Here is a 21,938-nt window from a genome sequence, read left to right on the forward strand (position 1 = left end):
GGCAGATGGCTGAAATGAGTCAGGGACCTGGACGCGAACGGGGCGACCATGTCGGAAGTCCCGCGTCGTCGCAGGCCACGGCACCGAACGTATTCTCGGAGGATGATGACGCGCGTGCCTGAGGAATCCGGAACAGGACGACCGACGACCCCCCGGCCCGCCGGAGAGCGGACCGCCCCACCGGCCCCACCGGCCCCATCGGCACCACCCGTACCCCCGGCCGAATCGGCGACGCCGGCCCGGCCGGTACCAGCGGCGCGGCCCGGAGGAACGGCGGCCCCCACCGCCAACGCCATGCGGCGTGCGCTCAAACGGGCGCGGGACGGGGTCGCGCTGGATGTCGCGGAGGCCGCCGTGCTCCTCCAGGCGCGCGGCGACGACCTCACCGACCTCGCCGCGTCCGCCGCGCGCGTGCGGGACGCCGGGCTGGCGGCGGCCGGGCGGCCCGGCGTCATCACGTACTCCCGCAAGGTCTTCATCCCGCTCACGCGGCTGTGCCGGGACAAGTGCCACTACTGCACCTTCGTCACCGTCCCCGGCAAGCTGCGCCGCGCCGGGCACGGCATGTTCCTCTCCCCGGACGAGGTCCTGGAGATCGCGCGCCAGGGCGCCGCGCTCGGCTGCAAGGAAGCGCTGTTCACGCTCGGCGACAGGCCCGAGGACCGGTGGCCCGAGGCCAGGGAGTGGCTGGAGGCGGAGGGGTACGACGACACCCTCGCGTACGTCCGCGCCATGGCGATCCGCGTCCTGGAGGAGACCGGGCTGCTGCCCCATCTCAACCCGGGCGTCCTCTCCTGGACCGATCTCCAGCGGCTCAAGCCCGTCGCGCCCAGCATGGGCATGATGCTGGAGACCACGGCCACCCGGCTGTGGTCCGAGCCCGGCGGCCCGCACCACGGCTCGCCCGACAAGGAGCCCGCCGTACGGCTGCGGGTGCTGGAGGACGCGGGCCGCTCCAACGTCCCGTTCACCACCGGCGTGCTGATCGGGATCGGGGAATCGTACGAGGAGCGCGCCGACGCCCTCTTCGAGCTCCGGCGCGTCCAGCGGGCATACCACGGCATCCAGGAAGTCATCGTCCAGAACTTCCGCGCCAAGCCCGACACCGCGATGCGCGGGATGCCGGACGCCGAGCTGGCGGAGCTGGCCGCGGCCGTCGCCGTGACCCGGCACGTCCTCGGCCCCGCCGCCCGTATCCAGGCCCCGCCCAATCTGGTCGACGCGGAGTACGCGCTGCTCATCGGCGCGGGCATCGACGACTGGGGCGGCGTCTCGCCCCTCACCCCCGACCATGTCAACCCGGAACGCCCCTGGCCGCACATCGACGAACTGGCCGCGCGTACCGCCGAGTCCGGCTTCGAGCTGCGCGAACGGCTCACCATCTACCCGGAGTTCATCGCGCGCGGCGAGCCCTGGCTGGACCCGCGGCTGATGCCGCACGTAGCGGCGCTGGCCGACCCCGAGACCGGCCTCGCCCGCGAGGACACGCGCCCGGCCGGGCTGCCCTGGCAGGAACCCGACGAGGGTTTCACCGCCACCGGCCGTACGGATCTGCACCGCACGATCGACACCGAGGGCCGCACCACCGACCGGCGCGACGACTTCGACGAGGTGTACGGCGACTGGGAGGCGCTGCGCGAGGCCGCGGCCCCCGGCATGGTGCCCTCCCGTATCGACACGGACGTACGGTCGGCCCTCGCCCAGGCCGCCGACGACCCGGTGAAGCTCACGGACGACCAGGCGCTCGCACTCCTCCACGCGGACGGCCCGGCGCTCGACGCGCTGACCCGGATCGCCGACGAGCTGCGCGCGGACGTGGTCGGCGACGACGTCACCTATATCGTCACGCGCAACATCAACTTCACCAATGTCTGCTACACCGGCTGCCGCTTCTGCGCCTTCGCGCAGCGCCGCACGGACGCGGACGCGTACACCCTCTCCCTCGACCAGGTCGCGGACCGCGCCCAGCAGGCGTGGGAGGTCGGGGCCACCGAGGTCTGCATGCAGGGCGGGATCCACCCGGACCTCCCCGGCACGGCGTACTTCGACATCGCGCGCGCCGTGAAGGAACGCGTCCCCGGCATGCACGTCCACGCCTTCTCCCCGATGGAGGTCGTCAACGGCGCCGCGCGCACCGGTCTGTCGATCCGCGAGTGGCTGACGGCGGCGAAGGAGGCCGGACTCGACTCGATCCCGGGCACGGCGGCGGAGATCCTCGACGACGAGGTGCGCTGGATCCTCACCAAGGGGAAGCTGCCGACGGCGACGTGGATCGAGGTCGTCAGGACCGCCCATGAGCTGGGCATCCGGTCCAGTTCCACGATGATGTACGGCCATGTCGACCAGCCGCGCCACTGGCTGGGCCACTTCCGTACGCTCGCCCGGATCCAGCAGGAGACGGGCGGCTTCACGGAGTTCGTGACGCTCCCCTTCATCCACACCAACGCCCCGGTCTATCTGGCCGGCATCGCCCGCCCCGGCCCGACGGACCGCGAGAACCGCGCGGTCATGGCGATGGCCAGGCTCCTTCTGCACCCGCACATCACCAATATCCAGACGAGCTGGGTGAAGCTGGGCACGGAGGGCGCGGCGGAGATGCTCCGCTCCGGCGCGAACGACCTGGGCGGCACGCTGATGGAGGAGACCATCTCCCGGATGGCCGGGTCCAGTTACGGTTCGTACCGCTCGGTCAAGGACCTCGTCGCCATCGCGGACGCGGCGGGCCGCCCGGCGAAGCCGCGTACGACGCTGTACGGCGAGGTCCCGGAGGAGCGTGTCCGGACGGCGGCCGCGTCGGACGGACATCTGCCGCAGCTGCTGCCGCTGCTGGCAGACTGAGCGGGCCGGGAGCGTGTCTTCAAAGGAGCGCCGTTCGTCCGAAGAGCGTCGCCGGGCAGGCGGGACTTTGAAGACACGCCCTGGAACGGAACGGACACGGGGGAGTACGTAACGTGGCGCACGCGCATCAGCCGTCGATGGCCGAACTGATCGCGCGCCGCCGCAGATTCGTCGGCCGTAGCGCCGAACTGACCGCCTATCGCGACAACTTCGGCTGCCCGCCCGAGGACGAGCGGCACCGCTACCTCTTCCACATCCACGGCAACGCGGGCGTCGGCAAGACCTCTCTCGTACGGGAGATGGAGCGGACCGCCCGGGAGTGCGGCGCGCTCACGGCGTACGTGGACGAGTCCGTCAGCAGCGTTCCCGAGGCGCTGGCCGCGATCGCCGGACAGCTCGGCCGGCAGGGGCATCCGCTGAAGCAACTGGACCGGCAGCTCGCCACGTACCGGCAGCGGCGGCACGAGGCCGAGTCGGCGGCCCTGGCAGGCGCCGGTGCGGGGGGCGCCGGCGCGGGGGGCGTCGGTGCGGTCGGCGGGGAGATCCCCGCCGGGGCCGCCGGAGCCGCCGGAGCCGCCGGGACCATCGGGGCCGCCGGGACCATCGGGGCCGCCCCGTCCGCCGCGTCCACCGCCGCCGTCACCGCCGGGGTGATCGGGCTCCGTATGGTCCCGGTCGTCGGGGCGTTCGCGGACGTGGTCGACACCCAGCAGCTCGCGGCGGGAGCCGACCGCCTGCGCGCCACCCTGAGCGCACGCTTCCGCGACCAGGAGGATGTCCAGCTCGTCCTGAGACCGGACCAGGTGCTCACCCCCGTACTGGTCACCGAACTGACCGAGATCACCCGCTCCGTCCCCTGGATCGCGCTCTTCTTCGACACATACGAACGCACCGCGCCCTTCCTGGACAGCTGGCTGCGCGACCTGATGACGACCAGCACCTACGGCCGGTTCCCCGGCGCGGTCGTCGTCACGGTCGCGGGCCAGCGCCCCTTCGGCGCCGCGCGCTGGGGCGAGTTCGCGGACTTCGTGACGGATCTGCCGCTCGCGCCCTTCACGGAAGGCGAGGCACGCACACTCCTCGCGGCGAAACGGGTCACGGACGAGTCCGTCGTGGAGGAAGTGCTCAGGCTCTCGGGCGGCCTGCCCGTCCTCGTCTCCACCCTCGCGGAGAACCAGCCCGCGGACCCGGACGACGTGGGCGACCCCAGCGCGACCGCCGTCGAACGCTTCCTCAAGTGGGAGCAGGACCCGGTACGCCGGGCCGCCGCCCTCGCCTGCGCCCTGCCGCGCCGGCTGGACGAGGACGTCTTCCGCGCGGTCGTGGCCGAGGACGCGGCGGGGCTCTACGACTGGCTGCGGACACTGCCCTTCGCCACCCTCAAGGACGCCGGCGTCTCGTACCACGGCGTGGTGCGCGCCCCCATGCTGCGCCTCCAGCGCACCCGCTCCCCGCGCGGCTGGCGCGAGCGGCACACCGCGCTCGCCGCGTGCTTCGCCCGCTGGCGCGCCGAGGCGGAGGACGGCCTGCGGGCCGACGAGGTGTGGGAGAGCGCCGAGTGGCGCGCGCTGCGCTTCGAGGAGACGTACCACACGCTGTGCGCGGGCCCGCGCGGCGCGCTCCCCGGGGCGCTGCGGGACGTGGTCGAAGGCTGCCGCGAGTCCCCGGCGGCGGCCCGCCGCGCCGCGCGGGTACTGGCCGAGGCCGGTACGGACACCGACGACGAGGCGGCCCGGGAGTGGGGACGGCGGCTGCTGGCCGCCCTCGACGACGAGGAGGAAGGCGTACGGGTGGCCCTCGGCCTGCTGCTCGACCGGCCCGGTCTGGACACCCGGGGCCGCGCGGCGGCGCACACCGTACGCGGACGGGAACTGCGCGAGGCGGGCGGACACGCACAGGCGCTGGCGGAGTACGACAGGGCGCTCGCGCTCGACCCGGACGAGCCCCGCGCGTACTACGGCCGCGGCCTCACCCATCATCTGAACGGCGCCGACGAGGCCGCCCTGGCCGATCTGCGCCGGGCCGACGAACTGGCTCCGGACACGACCTGGATCCTGGCGGAGTACGGGGAGTTGCTGCGGGCCGTCGGCAGGGACGAAGAGGCCGTCGGTCTGCTGGACCGTGTCCTGCTCCTCGACCCGACCGCCGAGTACGCCCTGGCTTCCCGGGGCGTCGCCCGGCACGCGCTGGGGCAGCGCGCCGCCGCCCTGGCCGATCTCGGCCGCGCCCTGGAACTGGACTCCGAGTATCTGTGGGCGCTGGTGCGCAGAGCCCGCTTGCTGCGCGAGATGGGGGAACCCGACCGGTCCCTCGCGGATCTGGACCGTGCGGTCGAACTGGCGCCGGACAACGCCTGGGTCGCCTCCGAGCGCGGTGAAGCGCACCGGCTCGCGGGCCGGAACGAGGACGCGGAACGGGAGTTGACCCGCGCCCTGGAGCTCAGCGCCGATTACGCCTCGGCCCTGGCGAGCCGGGGGTATGTCCGCCATCTGCTGGGGCGGGATGCCGAGGCGCGCGCCGATCTGGACCGTGCGATCGCACTGAATCCCGAGTACGCCTGGGCACTGGTCCACCGTGCCTTGCTGCGGCGGAAACTGGACGACGCCGCAGGCGCGTTGGCCGATCTGGACCGCGCCGTCGACGCCGGCCCGGACCTCGTGTGGATCCGGCGGGAGCGGGGCGAGGCCCGGCTGAACGCCGGACAGTACGAGGAAGCGGTCGCCGATTTCACCGAGGCGCTGAACCAGCGGCCCGACGACGTGTGGGCGCTCGTCCTGCGTGGCAGCGCCCACCACTCCCGCGGCCGTTACGCCCACGCCTTCGCGGATCTGGACAGGGCTCTGGAGCTCGATCCGAACGGCTCGTGGGCCTATTACTGGCGGGGCAGGACGGCACAGGCCGTAGGCCGCCCGGAGGAGGCGTACGCCGATCTCGCGCGGTGCCTCGGCCTGGCCCCGGGCGCCGATCACGCCCGGCGCCGCGCGGCGGCCCTGAGCCTGCTCCTGGGCAGGCCCGAGGAAGCCCTACGGTGGCTGGACGAGCTGACCACCGCCGGCCACGACGACCTGAACGACCGCTGCGACGCGCTGCGCCGTACCGGACAGTGGGCCGAGGCGCTGGCGGTGGCCGAGCGGTACAGCGTCGAGGAGCCGGTGTACGGCACACTCCGGCGGGCCATGACGGTGACCGTGGCCGAGGGCGCGGACGCCGGGATCCCGGTGTGGCGGGAGCTGGAGCGCGTGCTGTCGGAGGCCGAGGACGTCGCGGTCGAGATGCCCGCGTACGGCGCCGTGCTGAGCGCGGCCGTACAGGGCGACTGGGAGGTGCTGGACGCCTCGCTCACCGCCCTGTTCGCCCTGGACCACGAGTGGGACGATCTCGCGGACATGGCCTGCGACCTCGAAGAGCTGCTGGGCGCCCCCGGCGTCGACACCGCCCGGCTTGGCCCCCGGCTCGCCCGCGTCGTCGCCGCGCGCGACGCGTTCGCCGCCCGCTGGGCGTGAGGCGGGGGACCACCGGAGAACGACCGCAGGATTGCGCGGGACAGACCGAAGAGAACCGGCCGCGTACTTTGGTCGGATGCCGTACCCGGCCCGCCCTCCGTAGCGTCGTACGCTATGACACCACCGTCTCCGACCGAGCCCGCCGGCTCGGGCACGTCCGCGACCGCGCGGCTCGCCGATGTCGACGCGCTGCGCGGCTTCGCGCTCTTCGGCATCCTGATGGTCAACATCCCGTTCTTCGCCAGTGGTTACACCCTGCTCGACCTGCCCGATCCGGCCCGGCTCGCCTGGCACGACGAGGTCACCGAGAACGTCGTCACGTTCTTCTTCGAGTCGAAGTTCTACCTCCTCTTCGCCTTTCTCTTCGGCTACAGCTTCACCCTCCAGATCGACTCCGCCGCCGCGCGCGGGCTCGGCTTCCGCCCCCGCTTCCTGCGCCGGCTCGGGGCGCTGTTCCTGATAGGTGTCGCCAACGCGGTCCTGCTGTTCTACGGCGACATCCTGGTCACGTACGCCGTGCTCGGCCTGCTGCTCTTCCTGGTGCGCGGCATCTCGCCGCGCCGCGCGCTGTGGGTGGCCGGGATCATCACCGGCACGATCGCGCTGCTGTTCCTGACCGTGGCCGTTCTCGTGGCCGTCATCGACGGTGCCTCCGCGACCGCCACCGCCTCGGAACAGGCCAGGATGCTCGCCGACGGACGGGCCGGCACGGAGGCGATGCGCGGCGGCGCCGGGTCGGTCATCGGCGAGCGGATATCCTCGCTGGGGACCGCGTTCCCGCTGATCTTCTTCTTCCAGGGGCCGCTGGCGTTCTCCGCCTTCCTGGTGGGGCTGGCCGCGGGCAAGCGGCGCGTACTCGCCGACCCCGCGCGGCACGCCGGGAAGCTGCGGCTCATCCAGCTCATCGGCTTCCCGGTGGGGCTCGCGGGCTCGCTGTTCTACACCTTCGGCGGCCACGACAACCTCTTCGCCAACGCCGCCCACCTCATCACCGCGCCCTTCCTCACCGCCGCGTATGTCGCCACGCTCCTGCGCGTGTTCAGGACCGCGCGCGGCGCGCGGCTGGCCGAGGCACTCGCCAGGCCGGGACGGATGGCGCTGACCAACTATCTGAGCCAGTCGCTGCTGTGCGGTCTGATCTTCACGGGGATCGGCCTCGGACTCATCGGCCGCGTGCCGTACGCGCCGGTCGCCGCCATCGCGGTGGTGATCTTCTCCGTACAAGTGGTGTGGAGCGCCTGGTGGATGCGGCGGTTCCGGATGGGCCCGGTCGAGTGGCTGCTACGGGCCGCCACCCAGTGGGAGCGGCCCGCCATGCGGCGGCGCGAGAGCCCCGGCCGCACCCCGGCGTCCGTATGACACCGGCGTGATACGGGCGTGATGCCGGCCTCCGGGAGGGACAGGGCGGCGGGCACCACGTAACCATCACGAAACCTTCGCGGTGGGGCCCGGCCGCCCAAAACCGACCTGCCGGGCGACCGCCGCCCATACCGCCCCACCCTTCCCCGTCATCCCGAAGCGCGCTCTCAACCCGCTGTTCCCGGTCGATTACAGTGCTGCGCAGTTGGTGCGGGCCGCTCGGAGGCACAGGGGAGGGAGGGGCGCGTGAGCACACCGTCCGGAGCCATCTGGGGCCGTGCCGAACAGCAGGATTTCCGCAGCCGGGTGCGGGGCTGTCTGCTCGGCGGTGCCATCGGGGACGCGCTCGGTGCCGGGGTCTCCGCGCTCACGCTCGACGAGATCAGGGCCGCCCACGGGGACGGCGCCGTGAACGACTTCGTGCCCGCCTTCGGCCGCCGCGGCGCGGTGAGCGCCGCCACGCAGCTGACCCTGTTCACCGTCGACGGGCTGATCCGCGCCCAGGTCCGCAGGGACACCGGCGCCTGGCATCCGCCCACCGATGTGCACCGCGCGCATCTGCGGTGGGCGGCGACCCAGCGGGACTGGGGGCCGGATCTGCGCCGCAAGGACGCCGGCTGGCTCGCCCAGGAGGAATGGCTGTACGCGCGCCGCGACCCGACCATCTCCTGTCTCACCGGGCTGGGCGACACCGTCATGGGCACGCTCGACAAGCCCAAGAACACCATCGCGCGCGACTCGGGCGCCCTCGTACGGTCCGCGCCGTTCGGGCTGCTCGTGGGCTGGGAGCCGCAGTTGGTGTGCCAGCTCGCCGTGGAGTGCGCGGTCCAGACGCACGGCTCCCCGGGCGCGTATCTGTCGGCGGGGGCCTTCGCGGTGATCGTGCACGCGCTGGCGCGCGGCGAGACGCTGGACGCGGGCGTGCGGCGCGCCCTCACCCAGCTCACCCCGCGCCCCGGACACCAGCCCGTCTCGGACGCCCTGCGACAGGCGCTCGGCGCCGTACGGCAGGGGATTCCGGGCCCGGAGCGGATCGCCGCGCTCGGCGAGGGACGTACCGCCGAATCCGCGCTCGCCGTCGCGGTCTACTGCGCGCTGGTCGCCGAGGACATCCGCCAGGGGCTGCGCCTGGCCGTCAACCACGACGGCCCCTCGGCGGCGACGGGCACGCTCTGCGGCGCGCTGCTCGGCGCGCTCCACGGGGAGACGGCCCTGCCGCCCGCCTGGCTGGCGGAGCTGGAGGGCCGGCCCACCCTGCTGGAGATCGCCGACGACTTCGCGATGGAGATGACCCAGGGCCCGGCGCTGCACAGCCCGGGTGCCACGGCCGCGGGCTGGCTGATCCGGTATCCGCGCGGCTGAGGCGGCCCGCGCCGGATGCCCGGCGCGGGCCGCCTTCTCAGCCGTCCGAGCGCTTCTTGTCGGTCGTCGTCTCCGACGTCCCCGTGGATTCCGTGGTCTTCGCGTCGCCCGGCCCCGCGGGCGCGGGCACCCGCAGCGAGGCCGCGGTCAGCCCCGAACCGTCGCCGTCGCCCTCCCCGTTGATCCGGGCCAGCAGCACTTCGGTCTCGGGCGACTCCTCCGGCTTCAGGAAACCGATCGTGATGTAGAGCACCAGCGAGACCGCGAGCGGGATGGAGACCTGGTACTGGAGGGGCACACCGCCCTCGACGCTCCAGTTGATGGGGTAGTTGACCAGCCAGAAGGCCACCAGTCCCAGCGCCCAGCTGACCAGCGCCGCGGTCGGCCCCGACCTGCGGAACGGCTTGAGCAGACCGAGCATGAACGGGATCGCGATCGGACCCATCAGCCCGGCCACCCACTTGATCACGACGGTGATGATGTCCTTGAACGTCGGCGAGTTGACCTGCGTGGCGATCGCCATCGACAGCGCCAGGAACGCGATCGTCGACAGCCGCGCGGCCATCAGCCCCGCCCGCTCCGACCAGTTGCGCGCCGCCTTCGAGACGACGGGCGCGATGTCGCGTGTGAAGACCGCCGCGATGGCGTTGGCGTCCGAGGAGCACATGGCCATGGTGTGCGAGAAGAAGCCGACGATGACCAGGCCCAGCAGACCGTGCGGCAGCAGCTGTTCGGTCATCAGGGCGTACGAGTCGGACGCGTCCGGCTTCTGCGCGTCGACGAGCAGCGGCGCGCACCACATCGGGAAGAAGAGGACCAGCGGCCAGACGAGCCAGAGGATGGCGGAGAGCCGGGCCGAGCGGGTCGCCTCACGGGCGTTGGCCGTCGCCATGTAGCGCTGGGCCTGGTTCCACATGCCGCCGTTGTACTCGAACATCTTGATGAAGAGGAAGGCGAGCAGGAACGTCACGGTGTACGGCCCGGCGGTCGGGTTGGCGTGTCCCTCGGGGAGCTTGTCCCAGACCGTCCACAGCGCGCTGAAGCCGCCGAGCTTGCCCATGACGGCGACGAGCATCGCGATCCCGGCGAAGAGCTGGATGATGAACTGCCCCAGCTCCGTGAGGGCATCGGCCCACAGACCGCCGACGGTGCAGTAGATACCGGTGATGACACCGGTGATGAGGATGCCCTGGTTCAGCGACATCCCGGTGAAGATGGAGAGCAGGGTGGCGATGGCCGCCCACTTGGCGCCCACGTCCACGATCTTCAGCAGCAGCCCCGACCAGGCGAGCGCCTGCTGAGTCTTCAGGTCGTAGCGGTTCTTGAGGTATTCGAGCGGCGACGCGACATGGAGCCGGGAGCGCAGCCGGTTGAGCCGGGGCGCGAAGAGCTTGGCTCCGATCCCGATGCCGATCGCGATCGGCAGGGACCAGGTCACGAACGAGGTGACGCCGTAGACATAGGCGATGCCCGCGTACCCCGTGAACATCACCGCGCTGTAGCCGGACATGTGGTGCGAGATACCGGAAAGCCACCAGGGCATCTTGCCGCCGGCGGTGAAGAAGTCGCTGACGTTGTCCACGCGCTTGTGCGACCAGAGCCCGATCGCGACCATCACACCGAAGTATGCGATGAGCACGATCCAGTCGAGGCTGTTCATGTGCCCCCTCCAGGGGTCCGCCTTGTGAACGTCGAGTGCTCTTCGTCAGTTCGTCCGGTCGGCGCTTCCCCGTGCGGGAGCGGGGACTTCGGGGATTGAACCGCCTGGCGCGGCGGCCGGTCAAGGCCTTCTCGGTCATAGATGTGAACTCAAGTCAGAAAGCCGAACGATTTTACTCGTTCTTGACCTGCGGGGGCGTTGTCGTGGCCGTGACGGCGCCCACACGATGAGCGAGCACTTCGTCAGGCTTCGGTCACACAACGAAATGACCGCAGGGGATGCGGGTCCCATGCGGCCGGGAGAGGGGGTGGGGAACGGAAGGGAAAGGGAAGGGGATACCGGACGCCGGGCACGGCCGAGCCCCCTCGGCCAGGACGGCGGACCGGTCGAGAGGGCTCTGTCAGTGCTGCGGGTGCAGGGTGCCGAATGACCTCAGCCGAGGTCGAAAGCGCCCTTGTTCATTTCCTGTACGAAGGCATTCCATGAAGTGGGGACGAAGGAGATCGAGGGCCCTTCGGGGGCCTTCGAATCCCGGACGGCAATGGTCTGGACGACGGGGGACTTGACCTCAACGCACGCGCCGTTTCCGCCGGAGTACGAGGACTTGATCCACGTGTCCGTAGCGCCCTGAAGAATTGCCATGTTCGCTCCGGTTCCGCAATGGGGGTGAAATAGCGCCAACTTCCTGCTGGCATGATCGACGCTACTAGCCCCACTCCAAGGGCGGGACGGGCGTTCACTCGTCCTGATGGCTTATCCCCGGGGGGTCTTCCGCATCCGGGTAGCGGAGGTGTACCTTCCCCTCCCTCTGGCCGGAAAAGTCGGCGTACTCGACATTCCGTGCAAATGCCTTGGTGGCGGGCCTCACCGGAGCGGCCGACCGGCCGCCGGCGTTCGTCATCGGGAACCGGCAGCCGGTATACGGCTCGAAGGCCCGCTAGCGGGCGTATTCCTTGGCGATATCCGCGATGAACTGCCGGGTCTGATCGGCATTCAGCGCCTGCGCCCGCAGATGTTCGTACATCACGCTGTAGCGCTGTACGTCATTCGCCTTCTCCAGATAAAGGTCGCTCGTCACGCCCTCGATGTAGACCACGCTGGAGTCCGAGGCGTCCGGGAATTCGAGAATCGCGTAATGCCCGGTGATCCCGGGATGGGCGCCCATGTCGAAGGGCAGCACCTGCACGGTCACATGCGGCAGCTGTGACTGCTCGACGAGGTGCTCCAACTGCTCGCGCATCAGCTGCCGGTCGCCGACGCGCCGGCGCAGCGCCGCCTCGTCCACCACCGCCCACAGCCGCAGCGGGTCGTCGGGCGTGTTGATGCGGTCCTGCCGCCGCAGCCGGACCCCGACGCGCTTCTCCACGTCGAGCACGGGGGATTCGGGCAGCGCGCCGTTGATGAGCGCCTCCGCGTACGGCCGGGTCTGGAGCAGCCCCGGGACGACCTGGGGCTCGTACACGCGCAGGGACGCCGCGTCCGTCTCCAGACCGATGTAGACGCTGTACGGGATGTCGCCGAAGGCGTGCCACCAGCCCTGCTGGCGGGAGTCCTTGGCCATTTGCATCAGCGAGTCCACGATGCGCTGGTCCTCGACCTCGTACACCCCGCAGAGGTCACGGACATCGCGCTGGCTGATGGAACGGCGGCCGTTCTCCAGACGGCTGATCTTCGACTGGGAGACCAGCAGGCGCTCCGCCACCTCCTCCGCCGTCATGCCCTTCAGCTCGCGAAGCCGGCGCAACTCCTGGCCCAATCTGCGTCGCCTGACGGTGGGATTGACGTTGGACGCCACGGAAACTGCACCTCCGGCTGCGTAGCTGTACGTATCTACTGCTCAGCAGACTGCCACCAAATGCCGTGACTGCGCTGGAAAATGGCCACAGAGGCCATGGGGCCCGGTCTGCGCGGTTCCCCGCGCGCCGGTGCGAGCGCCCCCGCGCCGGGGCGGACTCCTGTCCGCCCGGCCGCCCTGCCGGGGCCCCGGTCCGCCCCGATCCCCCCGCCGGGCCGCCTACAGGCCGTCAGGGGCCCGCCATGGCCCGTCAGAGGGTCGTCGGCGAGCCGTCAGCGAGCCGTCAGAGAGCCATCAGGAGGCCGGACGCGCGACGCGCGGGGCAGTCAGACTGGTGTGGTCTGACTGCCCCGCGCGTTGTGTGCGGCTCCCGAACCGGTTCTGGGGACGTCGGTGCGGCGGACTGCTGTGTGACGGTTCCTGCGGTTCCCGCGCGTCGTGCGGGGGTTCGGGGTCATGCGGGTGTGCGGGTCGTTCAGTGCGCCGGGACGCGGGCCATGCCGCCGTGGTGCGGCTGCATCGGCACGGCTCCTGGCGGCCGTCCGCCGCCCGGGGCGCTGGGGGCGCCCTGGGCCGGATTACGGCGTGGCTGTGCGCCCACGCCGTTCTGGACGTCCATCACGGCGTGCGCCACGAGCCCGCCCATCGGGTCATGCCGAATCAGGTCCCGGAGCCGGGAGCGCGACGAGCGCCCCTCGTTACCGGGGTACAAGTGCTTGCCGAGTCCGACCGCGTGGGCCAGCGCGGCGAGCGCCGCGGTCCGCGGGTCCGGCGGTACGCCGGTGCGGATCGCACTGTCCAGCCGGGTCCTGATCTCCCGGCTGATCGCCGTCTCCGTCGCCTGGTAGCGAGTCGTCGGCAGCACTCCGCACATCTGGCCCGCCACGGCATGCACCATGCCGCATCGCTCCAGATGCGAGAGATAGGTCTGGCGCAGCCCCAGTCGGGGCCCGCCAATCCAGTGGACGGCCCGGACCGGGCTGCCGCGTCTGCGCAGCAGCTCCAGTGCGGAGTCCAGAGTCGGATCTCCGGTCGGCCGTGGCATCACCACGGCGATACGATCCCCGTCAGGGGCTATCCGTCCTGCCAGAGCCAGCTCTACTAGCTGTGCTCCGGCCAGGCCGAGGTCGAGCGACTGCGGCTGCGCTGTGGTACCCGTGGCCGGGTCCAGAGCGAGCAACAGAAGCTCCTCCGGAATTGTTCTGCGGCTCCTGCCCATCCATGCCTCCCCGCGTGGATGAATGACAGGGTGACCCCTCTCACATTGGTCTGTCGAGAGTGCCTGGGTGCTTTGTGCGGGAACCGTTATGTATGTCGTTCTCGTCTAGCACGTTGACCGAGGTCTCAGAGCAGGACACTGATAGATGCTTCGGACAGTGCGGTACGTCGGATGAGACATGAAGGAGACACGGTGGCGGGCGAGTCCCCCGGCAAGTCGGATCAGCGGAAGTCATCGGGGGAGACGGCTCCGGGAGAGCGGGACCCGCGGCTCGCGGTCTTCCGCGAACCGGCGACAGTGGCGGCGGACACGGCGGGGCGGGCGGAGCGCGATGACTCCGGCTCGGCGGTGTCGACGAAGGTCGCGATCGCAAATCGCACAGAGGAGTCCACGGAGCCCGAGGCGGCCGAGGGCGCGCGGGAATCGGACGGTGGACGCATAACTCCCCCCTCCGGGCCGCGGAAGGCCGAGCCCGCGAAGGCGGAGAGCGAGGACGAGGGGGAGGGCGACGGCGCCAGCGCCCCGAAGGGCGGCGACCCGGAGAAGTCCGTGTCCACCGATATGGACGCCGATACGGACGCGGACGCGGACGCCGAACCGGATGCCGGCACTACCGCGGCGAAGGCCGACAAGACCGACAAGGCTGACGAATCCAGCAAATCCGGTGAATCCGGTGAATCCGACAAGGATCCCAAGGGGGGCAAGGTCCCCTCCTGGGCCACCACCGCCGAGGACGACGTCAAGGCGGACGCCAAGCCCGACTCCAAGCCCCACTCCAAGGACGGCGCCAAGAAGGCCCAGGGGACCGGCTCCAAGGACGCCGGCACCGGCTCAGGCACCGACGACACCCCCGCCGCCGACGCGGAGCCCGTCGACCAGCCCACGGCCGTCTTCAGGGCGCTGCCCCGGCCCGCCGTCGATCAGCCCACCACCACGCTCAAGGTGCCCGGGAAGCGCGAGGAGAAGTCGAAGGCGGGGGAAAGGGCCGCGGAGAAGGCCGAGGCCGCCGGGAAGCCCGCCGGGAAGGCCGAGTCGGCCGCCGAGCGGACCAGTACGTTCGTACCGCTGCGCCGGGACGACACGCCGCCCGCCGCCGCTGCTCCGCCCCGGGCGTCGTACCCGTCGCCGTCCTCGACCGCGCCCACCGTGCTTCCCGAGGCGGCCGAGCGGACCCGGCAGCAGCCGATGCCGCCGATGCCGCCGCTCGATCTGCTGGCCGAGCTGACCAACAAGCCGGCCCCGCCCGAGACTCCGGTCCGCACAGCCGTCCGGCGGGTCAAGATCTACACGCCGTTCGCCCTGCTCCTCCTGGTCGTCCTGGCGGTCGTGCAGGCCGTACGGCCGCTCCCGGCGCCCACGCTGGCGCTCTCCGCCGACCCCACGTTCACCTTCGAGGGCGGCAAGCTCGACATGCCGTGGCCCGATGAGGGGCAGGGCGGCGTCGAGGTCGAGGGCGTCGGCATGATCGGCATGTACGGGCAGCAGAAGCCCGCTCCGATCGCGAGCGTGGCGAAGGTGATGACCGCGTACGTGATCCTCAGGGACCACCCGATCACGGGCGAGCAGGTGGGCCCGAAGATCGAGGTCGACAAGAAGGCGGGCGAAGAGGCCAACCGCCCCGACGAGTCGACCGCGCCCATAAAGGAAGGGCAGCAGTACACCCAGAAGCAGATGCTCCAGCTGCTGATGATCCCGTCGGGCAACAACGCGGCCCGGCTGCTGGCCCGTTGGGACGCGAAGTCCGAGCCGGCGTTCGTCGAGAAGATGAACGCCGCCGCCGAGGACCTCGGCATGACGAACACGACGTACACGGACCCGAGCGGTCTTGAGTCCTCCACCGTGTCCACCGCCGCCGACCAGATGAAGCTGGGCAAGGCGGTCATGCAGAACGATGTCTTCCGCGAGATCGTGAATCTGCCCCAGGTCAAGATCCCGGGCATCGACAACCTGATCATCAACAACAACTCGATCCTGCTCGAACCCGGCGTGAGCGGGATCAAGACCGGCTCGTCCACCCCGGCCGGCGGCAATCTGCTGTGGTCCGCCAACACGATCGTCGACGGCCAGAACCGCCGGATCATCGGCACGGTCATGGGCGCCCAGCAGGGCGTCAAGCTCTGGGACAAGCTGGAGCTGTCGATCCAGAACAGCCTCAAGCTGATCAAGGCCGCCCAGGACGGCGTCACCTCCGCCACGGTCGTCAAGAAGGGCGATGTCGTCGGGTACGTGGACGACGGCCTCGGCGGCCGGACCCCGGTGGTCTCCACCAAGGACCTGAAGGCCGTCGGCTGGGCGGGGCTCCAGGTGAAGCTCCACCTCGGCGAGGGCAAGGAGACGGTGCCGCACTCGGCCGCCTCCGGCACGGTCGTCGGGGAGGTCACCGTCGGCACCGGCGCGGGCAAGGTCTCCGCGCCCGTGGCGCTCCAGGGTGACCTGGCGGAACCGGGCTTCGGCGCGAAGCTCACCCGCATCGGCTGACCCGCCGGCCACACGCCTCAAGGCCCCTCGTGGGGCATGGCGGCCGGGGAAGGCGCCGGAAATGGCGTCCTCCCCGGCCGCCGTCACGTGTTAGCGTCCCGAAACGGACTATCTGCATGAGGCACCCGCTCGGTCGGCCGTCCGGGCAACCGCCGGACGCGGGGACGGCGTCTCGCAGAATGTCGGGGGTCGGCACACCGGGTGGGACAACGGTGAGACGGAAAGACGTGGAGAGCCGCAGTGACCACCACTGAGCCGACGCACGCCGACGGCGCCACCCCGCCCGGCGGCGTCACCTCTGCCGACCGGCGGGACACCGCCGGGCCGCGAATACGACTGCCCGCGCAGCGCGGCGGCGGTGAGCCGCCCGAAGGCCCCCCGCGGTGGGCGGCTCCCCGGCGGTGGGTGGCCCGGCATCCCGTTCTTTCCACCACAGCCGTCGCCGCCGTCACGCACGTGGTGTGGTTCCTCTTCTTCGCCAACAGCGGCGGCGACATCGCCGCGCAGGACGCCTGGGCCGAGTTCGTCGGCCGGCACCCGGACTCCGCGTACAACCTCGCCTGGTACGGCGGGATGCACCCGGTCTCGTACAGCGTGGTCTCGCCCTATCTGATGTCCGTCCTCGGCGTCCGTACGACGATGATGATCGCCGGGACCGTCTCCGCCGCCCTCACCTCACTGATCCTCGTGCGGGTGCGGGCCGTCCGTAACCCGGTGGCCTGCTCGCTCGCCGGGGTCTTCGCGTTCCTCTGCAACGCCCTGTCGGGGCGGGTGACCTTCGGCCTCGGCGTGATGTTCGCGCTCGGCGCGGTCGCGGCGGTGTTCTGCTGGCCCCACCGCTGGCGGACCAGGCGCTGGGCCAAGGCGATCGCCGCCGCCCCGCTCGCCGGTCTCGCGACCGCGGCGAGCCCGGTGGCCGGGCTGTTCCTCGGAGTCGTCGCGGCGGCGCTGTTCCTCAACAAGCGGCGCCCCGGGGCGTATGCGCTCGGTCTTGCGCCGGCCGCCGTGGTGGCGCTCTCCTCCTGGCTGTTCCCGTTCTCCGGTACGCAGCCGATGTCGGTGGGGACGGCCTCGCTGCCCTTCCTCTTCGCGGTGCTCGTGTTCGTACTCGTGCCCAGGGCGTGGCGTACGGTCCGGGCCGCCGCGGCGGTCTACGGCGTCGGGGTGCTGCTGACGTATGTGATCGATTCGCAGATCGGGTCCAACGTGTCCCGGTTCGCGATGGTCATCGCGGGCGTGGTGCTGCTCGCGGCCCTGCCGTACACGGCCCCCCGGTCACGCCGCTGGTACGCGCTGGTGGTCGCCTTCGCCGGGCTCAACGTCTGGATAGGGTTCAAGGGCGTCGACGACATGGTGCGTACGGCGCCCACCGCGTCCTGGACGCGTGAACTGGCGCCGCTGGTCAATCAGTTGCAGCGGACCGGCGCCGAGAAGGGCCGGGTCGAGGTCGTCCCCGCCAGGAGCCACCGCGAGGCCTCCGCGCTCGCCCCGTACGTCAATCTCGCCCGCGGCTGGAACCGCCAGGCGGACATGGAGCGCAACCCGCTCTTCTACGACGACACCCTGACCGCCGAGAGCTACCGCGGCTGGCTGGACCGCTGGGCCGTGCACTACGTGGTGCTGCCCAAGGGCAAGCCCGACTCCGGCGCGGGCCTTGAGGCCGAACTCGTCCAGAAGGGGCTGCCCTATCTGAAGCACGTCTGGGGCGACTCCAACTGGCAGCTCTTCGCCGTCAAGGACCCGATGCCGCTGGCCGATCCGCCGGCCACGGTGGACCGGGCGGGCGCGGGCGAGCTGACGATCCATGTGAAGTCGGCGGGCCGGGTGCTGATCCGGATCCCGTACTCGCCGTGGCTCGGCCTCGTCGACGCGGAGGGCACGAGCGTGCCGCCCCCGGAGGAGACCCCGGCGTCCAAGGCGGACAAGGACGGGCCCAAGGTCTACACGAACCCCAACGGATGCCTGCTGAAGGCCGAGACGAACGTGGAGGGCGACGAGTGGACGGAACTGCTGGCGCCGCGCCCCGGCGTCTACCGGCTGGCCGCGCCGTACCAGCTGCCGCGCGGAACCACCTGCCCGGAGGAGCTGCGCTGAGCCCGGCTACGGCCTGGAGCCCGCGTACGACCTGCCGGGGGTCCGTCCGTCCCGTCAAGGCCTCACGGCCGGACGGACCCCGCGCCCGTCCTCAGAGGCGCTTGGCGCTGCGCAGCGTCGCCGCGTAGTACCCGTTGCCGTCCAGGCGTGACGTACCGCCCTTGTCGCCGATCGTCGGGCCGTTGACCTCTTCGCGGCTGGACACGAAGATCTGGTGCCCGTCCGTGTCATTGCCCATGTACATCCCGACGTGGTCGAGACGGTTCTTGGTCCGCGCGTCGAGCTTGAAGAAGACCAGGTCGCCGGGTTGGAGCACGCTGATGGACTTCGGCCGTTCGTAGCGCGGCTCGGGCCCCGACAGCTTGATGACGTCGACGCCCGCGTCGGAGCGCGCCATGCCGTTGGCGGTGCGCGGCAGTCCGTCGCCGGCGACGTCGGAGACCATCAGCGGATAGCGGCCCCGGTAGCCGAACACGGTCCGGATGAAGCCCGAGCAGTCGATCGCGCGGTACCGCGCGGACTGCGGCTGCTTGGTGGTGCCGTCACGGAAGGTGTACGGGATGCCGAGGTAGTCGTAGAAGTCGGACTGTTCGAGGCGGTAGTCGTTGCCCTCGCTGCCCTCCGGGTTGACCGGCCCGAAGGCGGCGTCGCCCGCGTACGGGACGCCCTCGTCGTCCTTCTTGATGGGCGCGCCCTCGACGTACTGGAAGGCGAACGCGAAGAGGTCGTCCTCCTCGCTGCCGTAGTACTCCTTGAACCAGTCCTTGAACCACTTCTCCTTCTCGGCGCCCTTCTTCCACGTCTCCGGCATCAGCCGTACCCAGTTCTCGGTGACCACCCGGGACTTGGTGTTCGTCGGCTCGTCGAAGGTACGGCTGGGGCCGGTGAGGGTCGCCGTACGCGCGTCGTCGGTGAAGGTGGCGAGGATGTCGCCGTCCCCGCTGCGCAGCACCGAGCGTTCCGGGTTCTTCAGCCGCTCCCAGGTCTGCTCGCCTGCCGTGCTCCCGTTCCCGGACGTCAGCGCCGGGATGTCGGTGATGGCCTGGACTGCGGGCGCCTTGGCCTGCTCGTCCTTGCGGAGTTCGACGGTGAGATAGGCGCTGCCTGCCAGCAGCGCGAGGACCGTCGCGGCATGCAGGACCGGGCGGCCCCGCTTCTTGGACTTGGCACTCATGACGATTCGGCTCCCGTGGGTGGGCTGGTCAGGCTGACGGCAGGGCGCCGAGCAGGATGCCGGCGGTGAGGACTACATAGGCCGTGAGCGTGACCGTGCCGGTGGCGAGGATGGTCGCGCCCTTGGGCTGGCGTACGAGCTGGTAGGCGATCAGACCCGGGACGATGAAGCCGAGCGTCTGGTTCGCGTACAGGAGAGGGAATTCGAGCGAGAGCACGATCATCACGGTGCCCTGGAGGAGCACACCGATCATGACGACCGCGGAGAACAGGCGCTTTCCGTAGAGGATCACGAAGCGCTGGACGAGCAGCGTGGTCACGTACGTCAGGACGGTCACGCCGACGACCATGGCGGCGCGCTGGAGGTCCTCGACGAGGGTCAGCGCCAGCCAGCCCGGCGTGATCATGCCGCCGGGGGAGAGATTGGTCGTGAGATAGCAGATCAGGGAGAACATCAGGCCCAGACCGATGCCGATCGCGGCGATCTCGGGGGTGAGGACTGCGGGGATCAACGGGGTTCTCCTGGGTTCTGCGGCGCCACGGAGTGCGAGGGGTTCGGGGAGGGCGGGAGCTGCGGGTGCTGCGGCTGCTCGGGGTGGTGCGGCTGCTGGTGGGGCTGCTGGTGGGGCGCGGGGTGCGCGGAGTCGTGCCGCGCGGGATCGCCGGAGCCGTACGGGTCCTGCTGCTGGGCCTGTGCCTGCTCCGGCATCTGGACCGGTTCGAACAGGCCGCGCTGGCGCGGTGGTCCGGCGGCGGGACGCTGCTGGTAGCGCTGCTCGTACGCCTCCGGGTAGGGCTGGAACGGGTCGAGGCGCGGCGCGTAGCGGGCCAGCGCCACCGTCTCGTCGTGACGCGGGTGCTGCTGCTGGGGCTGCTGCGGGGTGGTCCCGGGGGCGGCGTCGGCGGAGACGACCGGAATGGCGACGGTGTCCGACGCCTGGCCCTGACCCTGGCCCTGTGCCCGCCCCTGCGCCTGTGCCGGGATCTGGGGCTCCGCCGTCCGTACGGGAGCGGGCGGGTCGGTGGGCCCGTCCTCCGGGTCCGGTGTCTCGTCCGGCGGCAGCTCCGCGAGGTGTTCGAGCAGCAGCTCGCCCTGGCCGTGGATGTTGCCGATCGCGACCAGTGAGGAGTCGGGCCCGAGCATGCCGAGCAGCTCGCGCATGAACTCCTCGGGGTCGCGCTTGTCGCCGCCCAGGTCGACCGCGCGCGAGCGCCATTCGGCCGGGATCGCGTCGATGGCGCTCTTGGCCGGGTGGCCGATGACGAAGACCTTCTCCGGCTGGAGCTCGGGGATGATCTCGCCCATCTGGCCGTTGCGCTCGACGCGATCGGGACGGCAGTTGATGACCACGTGGAGCGGACGGTTGATCGCGCCCAGGTCGAGCAGCTGGTTGATGTTCATCAGCGTCGACTCGGGGTCGTTCGCCGCGAAGACGTTCGCGAACCGCAGCCGCTTGGCGTCCGGCGTGAGGTAGCGCTCCACGGAGAGGACACCCGGGTCCGGCGGCGCGTCGTACATCCCCTGGAGCGCGGTCTCGCGCTCCACGCCCAGCAGTTCGGCGACCTTCAGCGCGATGGCCACGTTCTCCTTGAACGTGAACCAGCTGAAGCCGCGCAGCTCCTCGTCGGAGACCGTCTCGGGGTCCGCGTAGATCAGCCGGCAGTTCCGGGCGTCGGCCTCCTCCTGGAGGATCGCGAACCGGTCCTTCTCCGCGGTGACACAGATGCCGTCCTCCGGCATGGAGCGGGAGAGCGAGCGCGCCACGTCGTCGAGCGTCGGGCCCATCTCGGCGAGGTGGTCCTCACGTACGTTGCACAGCACGCCGATCGTGGACCGGATCAGCTTCGACTGGTTGATCTCCTGGAGCGCCGGCATGACGGCCATGCACTCGATCACCAGGGTGTCCGGGTTGTACGCGGCGGCCCGGCGCACGATTCCGATCTGCTCCACCACGTTGGCGATGCCGAACTTGCGGTAGACGGGCTCCTCGGTCGCGTCCGGGTGGATGAACCGGGCCGCCGTACCGGTGGTCTTGGCGACCGTCACCAGATCGCCACCGCGCAGCGCGCCCGCGCACAGCCGGGTGATGGAGGACTTGCCGCGGATGCCGTTGACCAGCACCCGGGTGGGGATGCGGTTCAGGTTGGTGAAGTGCCGTCGCTGTTCGACGAGTCCGGCGACCAACAGGATCGCGCTGCACACGAGCAGCACGAAATAGAGGAAGAGCACGGTCGGTCAGATCCTTTCGGCGAGGGCCGGCGGCGCGCCTTCGCGCCTGCGCTGCTCCTGAAGCTGCTGGCGCAGCAGTTCCAGGGAGCGTGCGATGGCCCCGACCTCGTCGTGGTGGCGCGGGTAGAGGACGGTGCGGCGGTCGCCGTCGGCGAGCGTCTCGGCCTGCTTGGCCAGTTCGCGCAGCGGGCGTACGACCACGATGTGCAGCCAGCCCAGGCAGGCGG

Annotated in this window: 13 protein-coding genes and 1 pseudogene; 6 read left to right on the forward strand and 8 right to left on the reverse strand. The window is 71.0% G+C overall.

The window, feature by feature from the left end; all coding sequences use genetic code 11:
* Positions 1-279 precede the first annotated feature (279 nt).
* The 4 genes and pseudogenes from ACZ7LS_RS34730 to ACZ7LS_RS34745 all read left to right on the forward strand — a co-directional run.
* Positions 280-2,838: pseudogene (locus ACZ7LS_RS34730) on the forward strand (bifunctional FO biosynthesis protein CofGH); the annotation flags it as partial.
* 137 nt (positions 2,839-2,975) lie between these two features.
* Entirely contained in the window at positions 2,976-6,341 is a 3,366-nt protein-coding gene (locus ACZ7LS_RS34735) for a tetratricopeptide repeat protein (protein WP_471066284.1), read from the forward strand.
* A gap of 114 nt (positions 6,342-6,455) precedes the next feature.
* On the forward strand, positions 6,456-7,700 hold the full coding sequence (locus tag ACZ7LS_RS34740; RefSeq protein WP_385136609.1) for a DUF418 domain-containing protein: 1,245 nt from the start codon (positions 6,456-6,458) through the stop codon (positions 7,698-7,700).
* Positions 7,701-7,946: 246 nt separating this feature from the next.
* Positions 7,947-9,062 carry an ADP-ribosylglycohydrolase family protein gene (locus ACZ7LS_RS34745; protein WP_382529457.1) on the forward strand — a complete coding sequence of 372 codons (1,116 nt, stop codon included), beginning with the start codon at positions 7,947-7,949 and terminating at the stop codon, positions 9,060-9,062.
* A gap of 37 nt (positions 9,063-9,099) precedes the next feature.
* On the opposite strand, the gene ACZ7LS_RS34750 is transcribed toward ACZ7LS_RS34745, so the two are convergent.
* The 4 genes from ACZ7LS_RS34750 to ACZ7LS_RS34765 form a co-directional block, all read right to left on the reverse strand.
* Positions 9,100-10,722 (reverse strand): sodium:solute symporter family protein, encoded by a 1,623-nt coding sequence (locus ACZ7LS_RS34750; RefSeq protein ID WP_382529459.1) that lies wholly within the window; start codon positions 10,720-10,722, stop codon positions 9,100-9,102.
* A 432-nt stretch (positions 10,723-11,154) separates the two neighbouring features.
* Positions 11,155-11,364, reverse strand: a complete 210-nt coding sequence (locus ACZ7LS_RS34755) for a DUF397 domain-containing protein (protein ID WP_382529462.1) — start codon at positions 11,362-11,364, stop codon at positions 11,155-11,157.
* A 295-nt stretch (positions 11,365-11,659) separates the two neighbouring features.
* A complete protein-coding gene (locus ACZ7LS_RS34760; RefSeq protein ID WP_129768574.1) occupies positions 11,660-12,517 on the reverse strand; it encodes a helix-turn-helix domain-containing protein in 858 nt (285 codons plus the stop codon).
* Between the two features lie 475 nt (positions 12,518-12,992).
* Positions 12,993-13,736 carry a GOLPH3/VPS74 family protein gene (locus ACZ7LS_RS34765; protein WP_129768575.1) on the reverse strand — a complete coding sequence of 248 codons (744 nt, stop codon included), beginning with the start codon at positions 13,734-13,736 and terminating at the stop codon, positions 12,993-12,995.
* Positions 13,737-13,928: 192 nt separating this feature from the next.
* Here ACZ7LS_RS34765 and ACZ7LS_RS34770 point away from each other — a divergent pair, with 192 nt between their 5' ends.
* Complete coding sequence (locus tag ACZ7LS_RS34770) at positions 13,929-16,214, forward strand: D-alanyl-D-alanine carboxypeptidase family protein (RefSeq protein ID WP_385137379.1); 2,286 nt, start codon at positions 13,929-13,931, stop codon at positions 16,212-16,214.
* 240 nt (positions 16,215-16,454) lie between these two features.
* The gene (locus tag ACZ7LS_RS34775; protein ID WP_382971372.1) at positions 16,455-18,308 is read left to right on the forward strand and encodes an MFS transporter; all 1,854 of its coding nucleotides are present in this window, start codon (positions 16,455-16,457) and stop codon (positions 18,306-18,308) included.
* 91 nt (positions 18,309-18,399) lie between these two features.
* Here the strand turns inward: ACZ7LS_RS34775 and ACZ7LS_RS34780 are convergent, their stop codons facing one another.
* The 4 genes from ACZ7LS_RS34780 to ACZ7LS_RS34795 all read right to left on the reverse strand — a co-directional run.
* Positions 18,400-19,482 carry a C40 family peptidase gene (locus tag ACZ7LS_RS34780; protein ID WP_382529472.1) on the reverse strand — a complete coding sequence of 361 codons (1,083 nt, stop codon included), beginning with the start codon at positions 19,480-19,482 and terminating at the stop codon, positions 18,400-18,402.
* Positions 19,483-19,510: 28 nt separating this feature from the next.
* Positions 19,511-19,993 (reverse strand): poly-gamma-glutamate biosynthesis protein PgsC/CapC, encoded by a 483-nt coding sequence (locus ACZ7LS_RS34785; RefSeq protein WP_129768578.1) that lies wholly within the window; start codon positions 19,991-19,993, stop codon positions 19,511-19,513.
* On the reverse strand, positions 19,990-21,711 hold the full coding sequence (pgsB, locus tag ACZ7LS_RS34790) for a poly-gamma-glutamate synthase PgsB (RefSeq protein WP_385137382.1): 1,722 nt from the start codon (positions 21,709-21,711) through the stop codon (positions 19,990-19,992). Before pgsB ends, ACZ7LS_RS34785 begins: the two co-directional genes overlap by 4 nt.
* 6 nt (positions 21,712-21,717) lie before the next feature.
* A partial coding sequence (locus ACZ7LS_RS34795; RefSeq protein WP_385137383.1) for a HAMP domain-containing protein occupies positions 21,718-21,938 on the reverse strand: 221 nt, incomplete at its 5' end.

This window comes from Streptomyces sp. NPDC039430 (assembly GCF_055639435.1).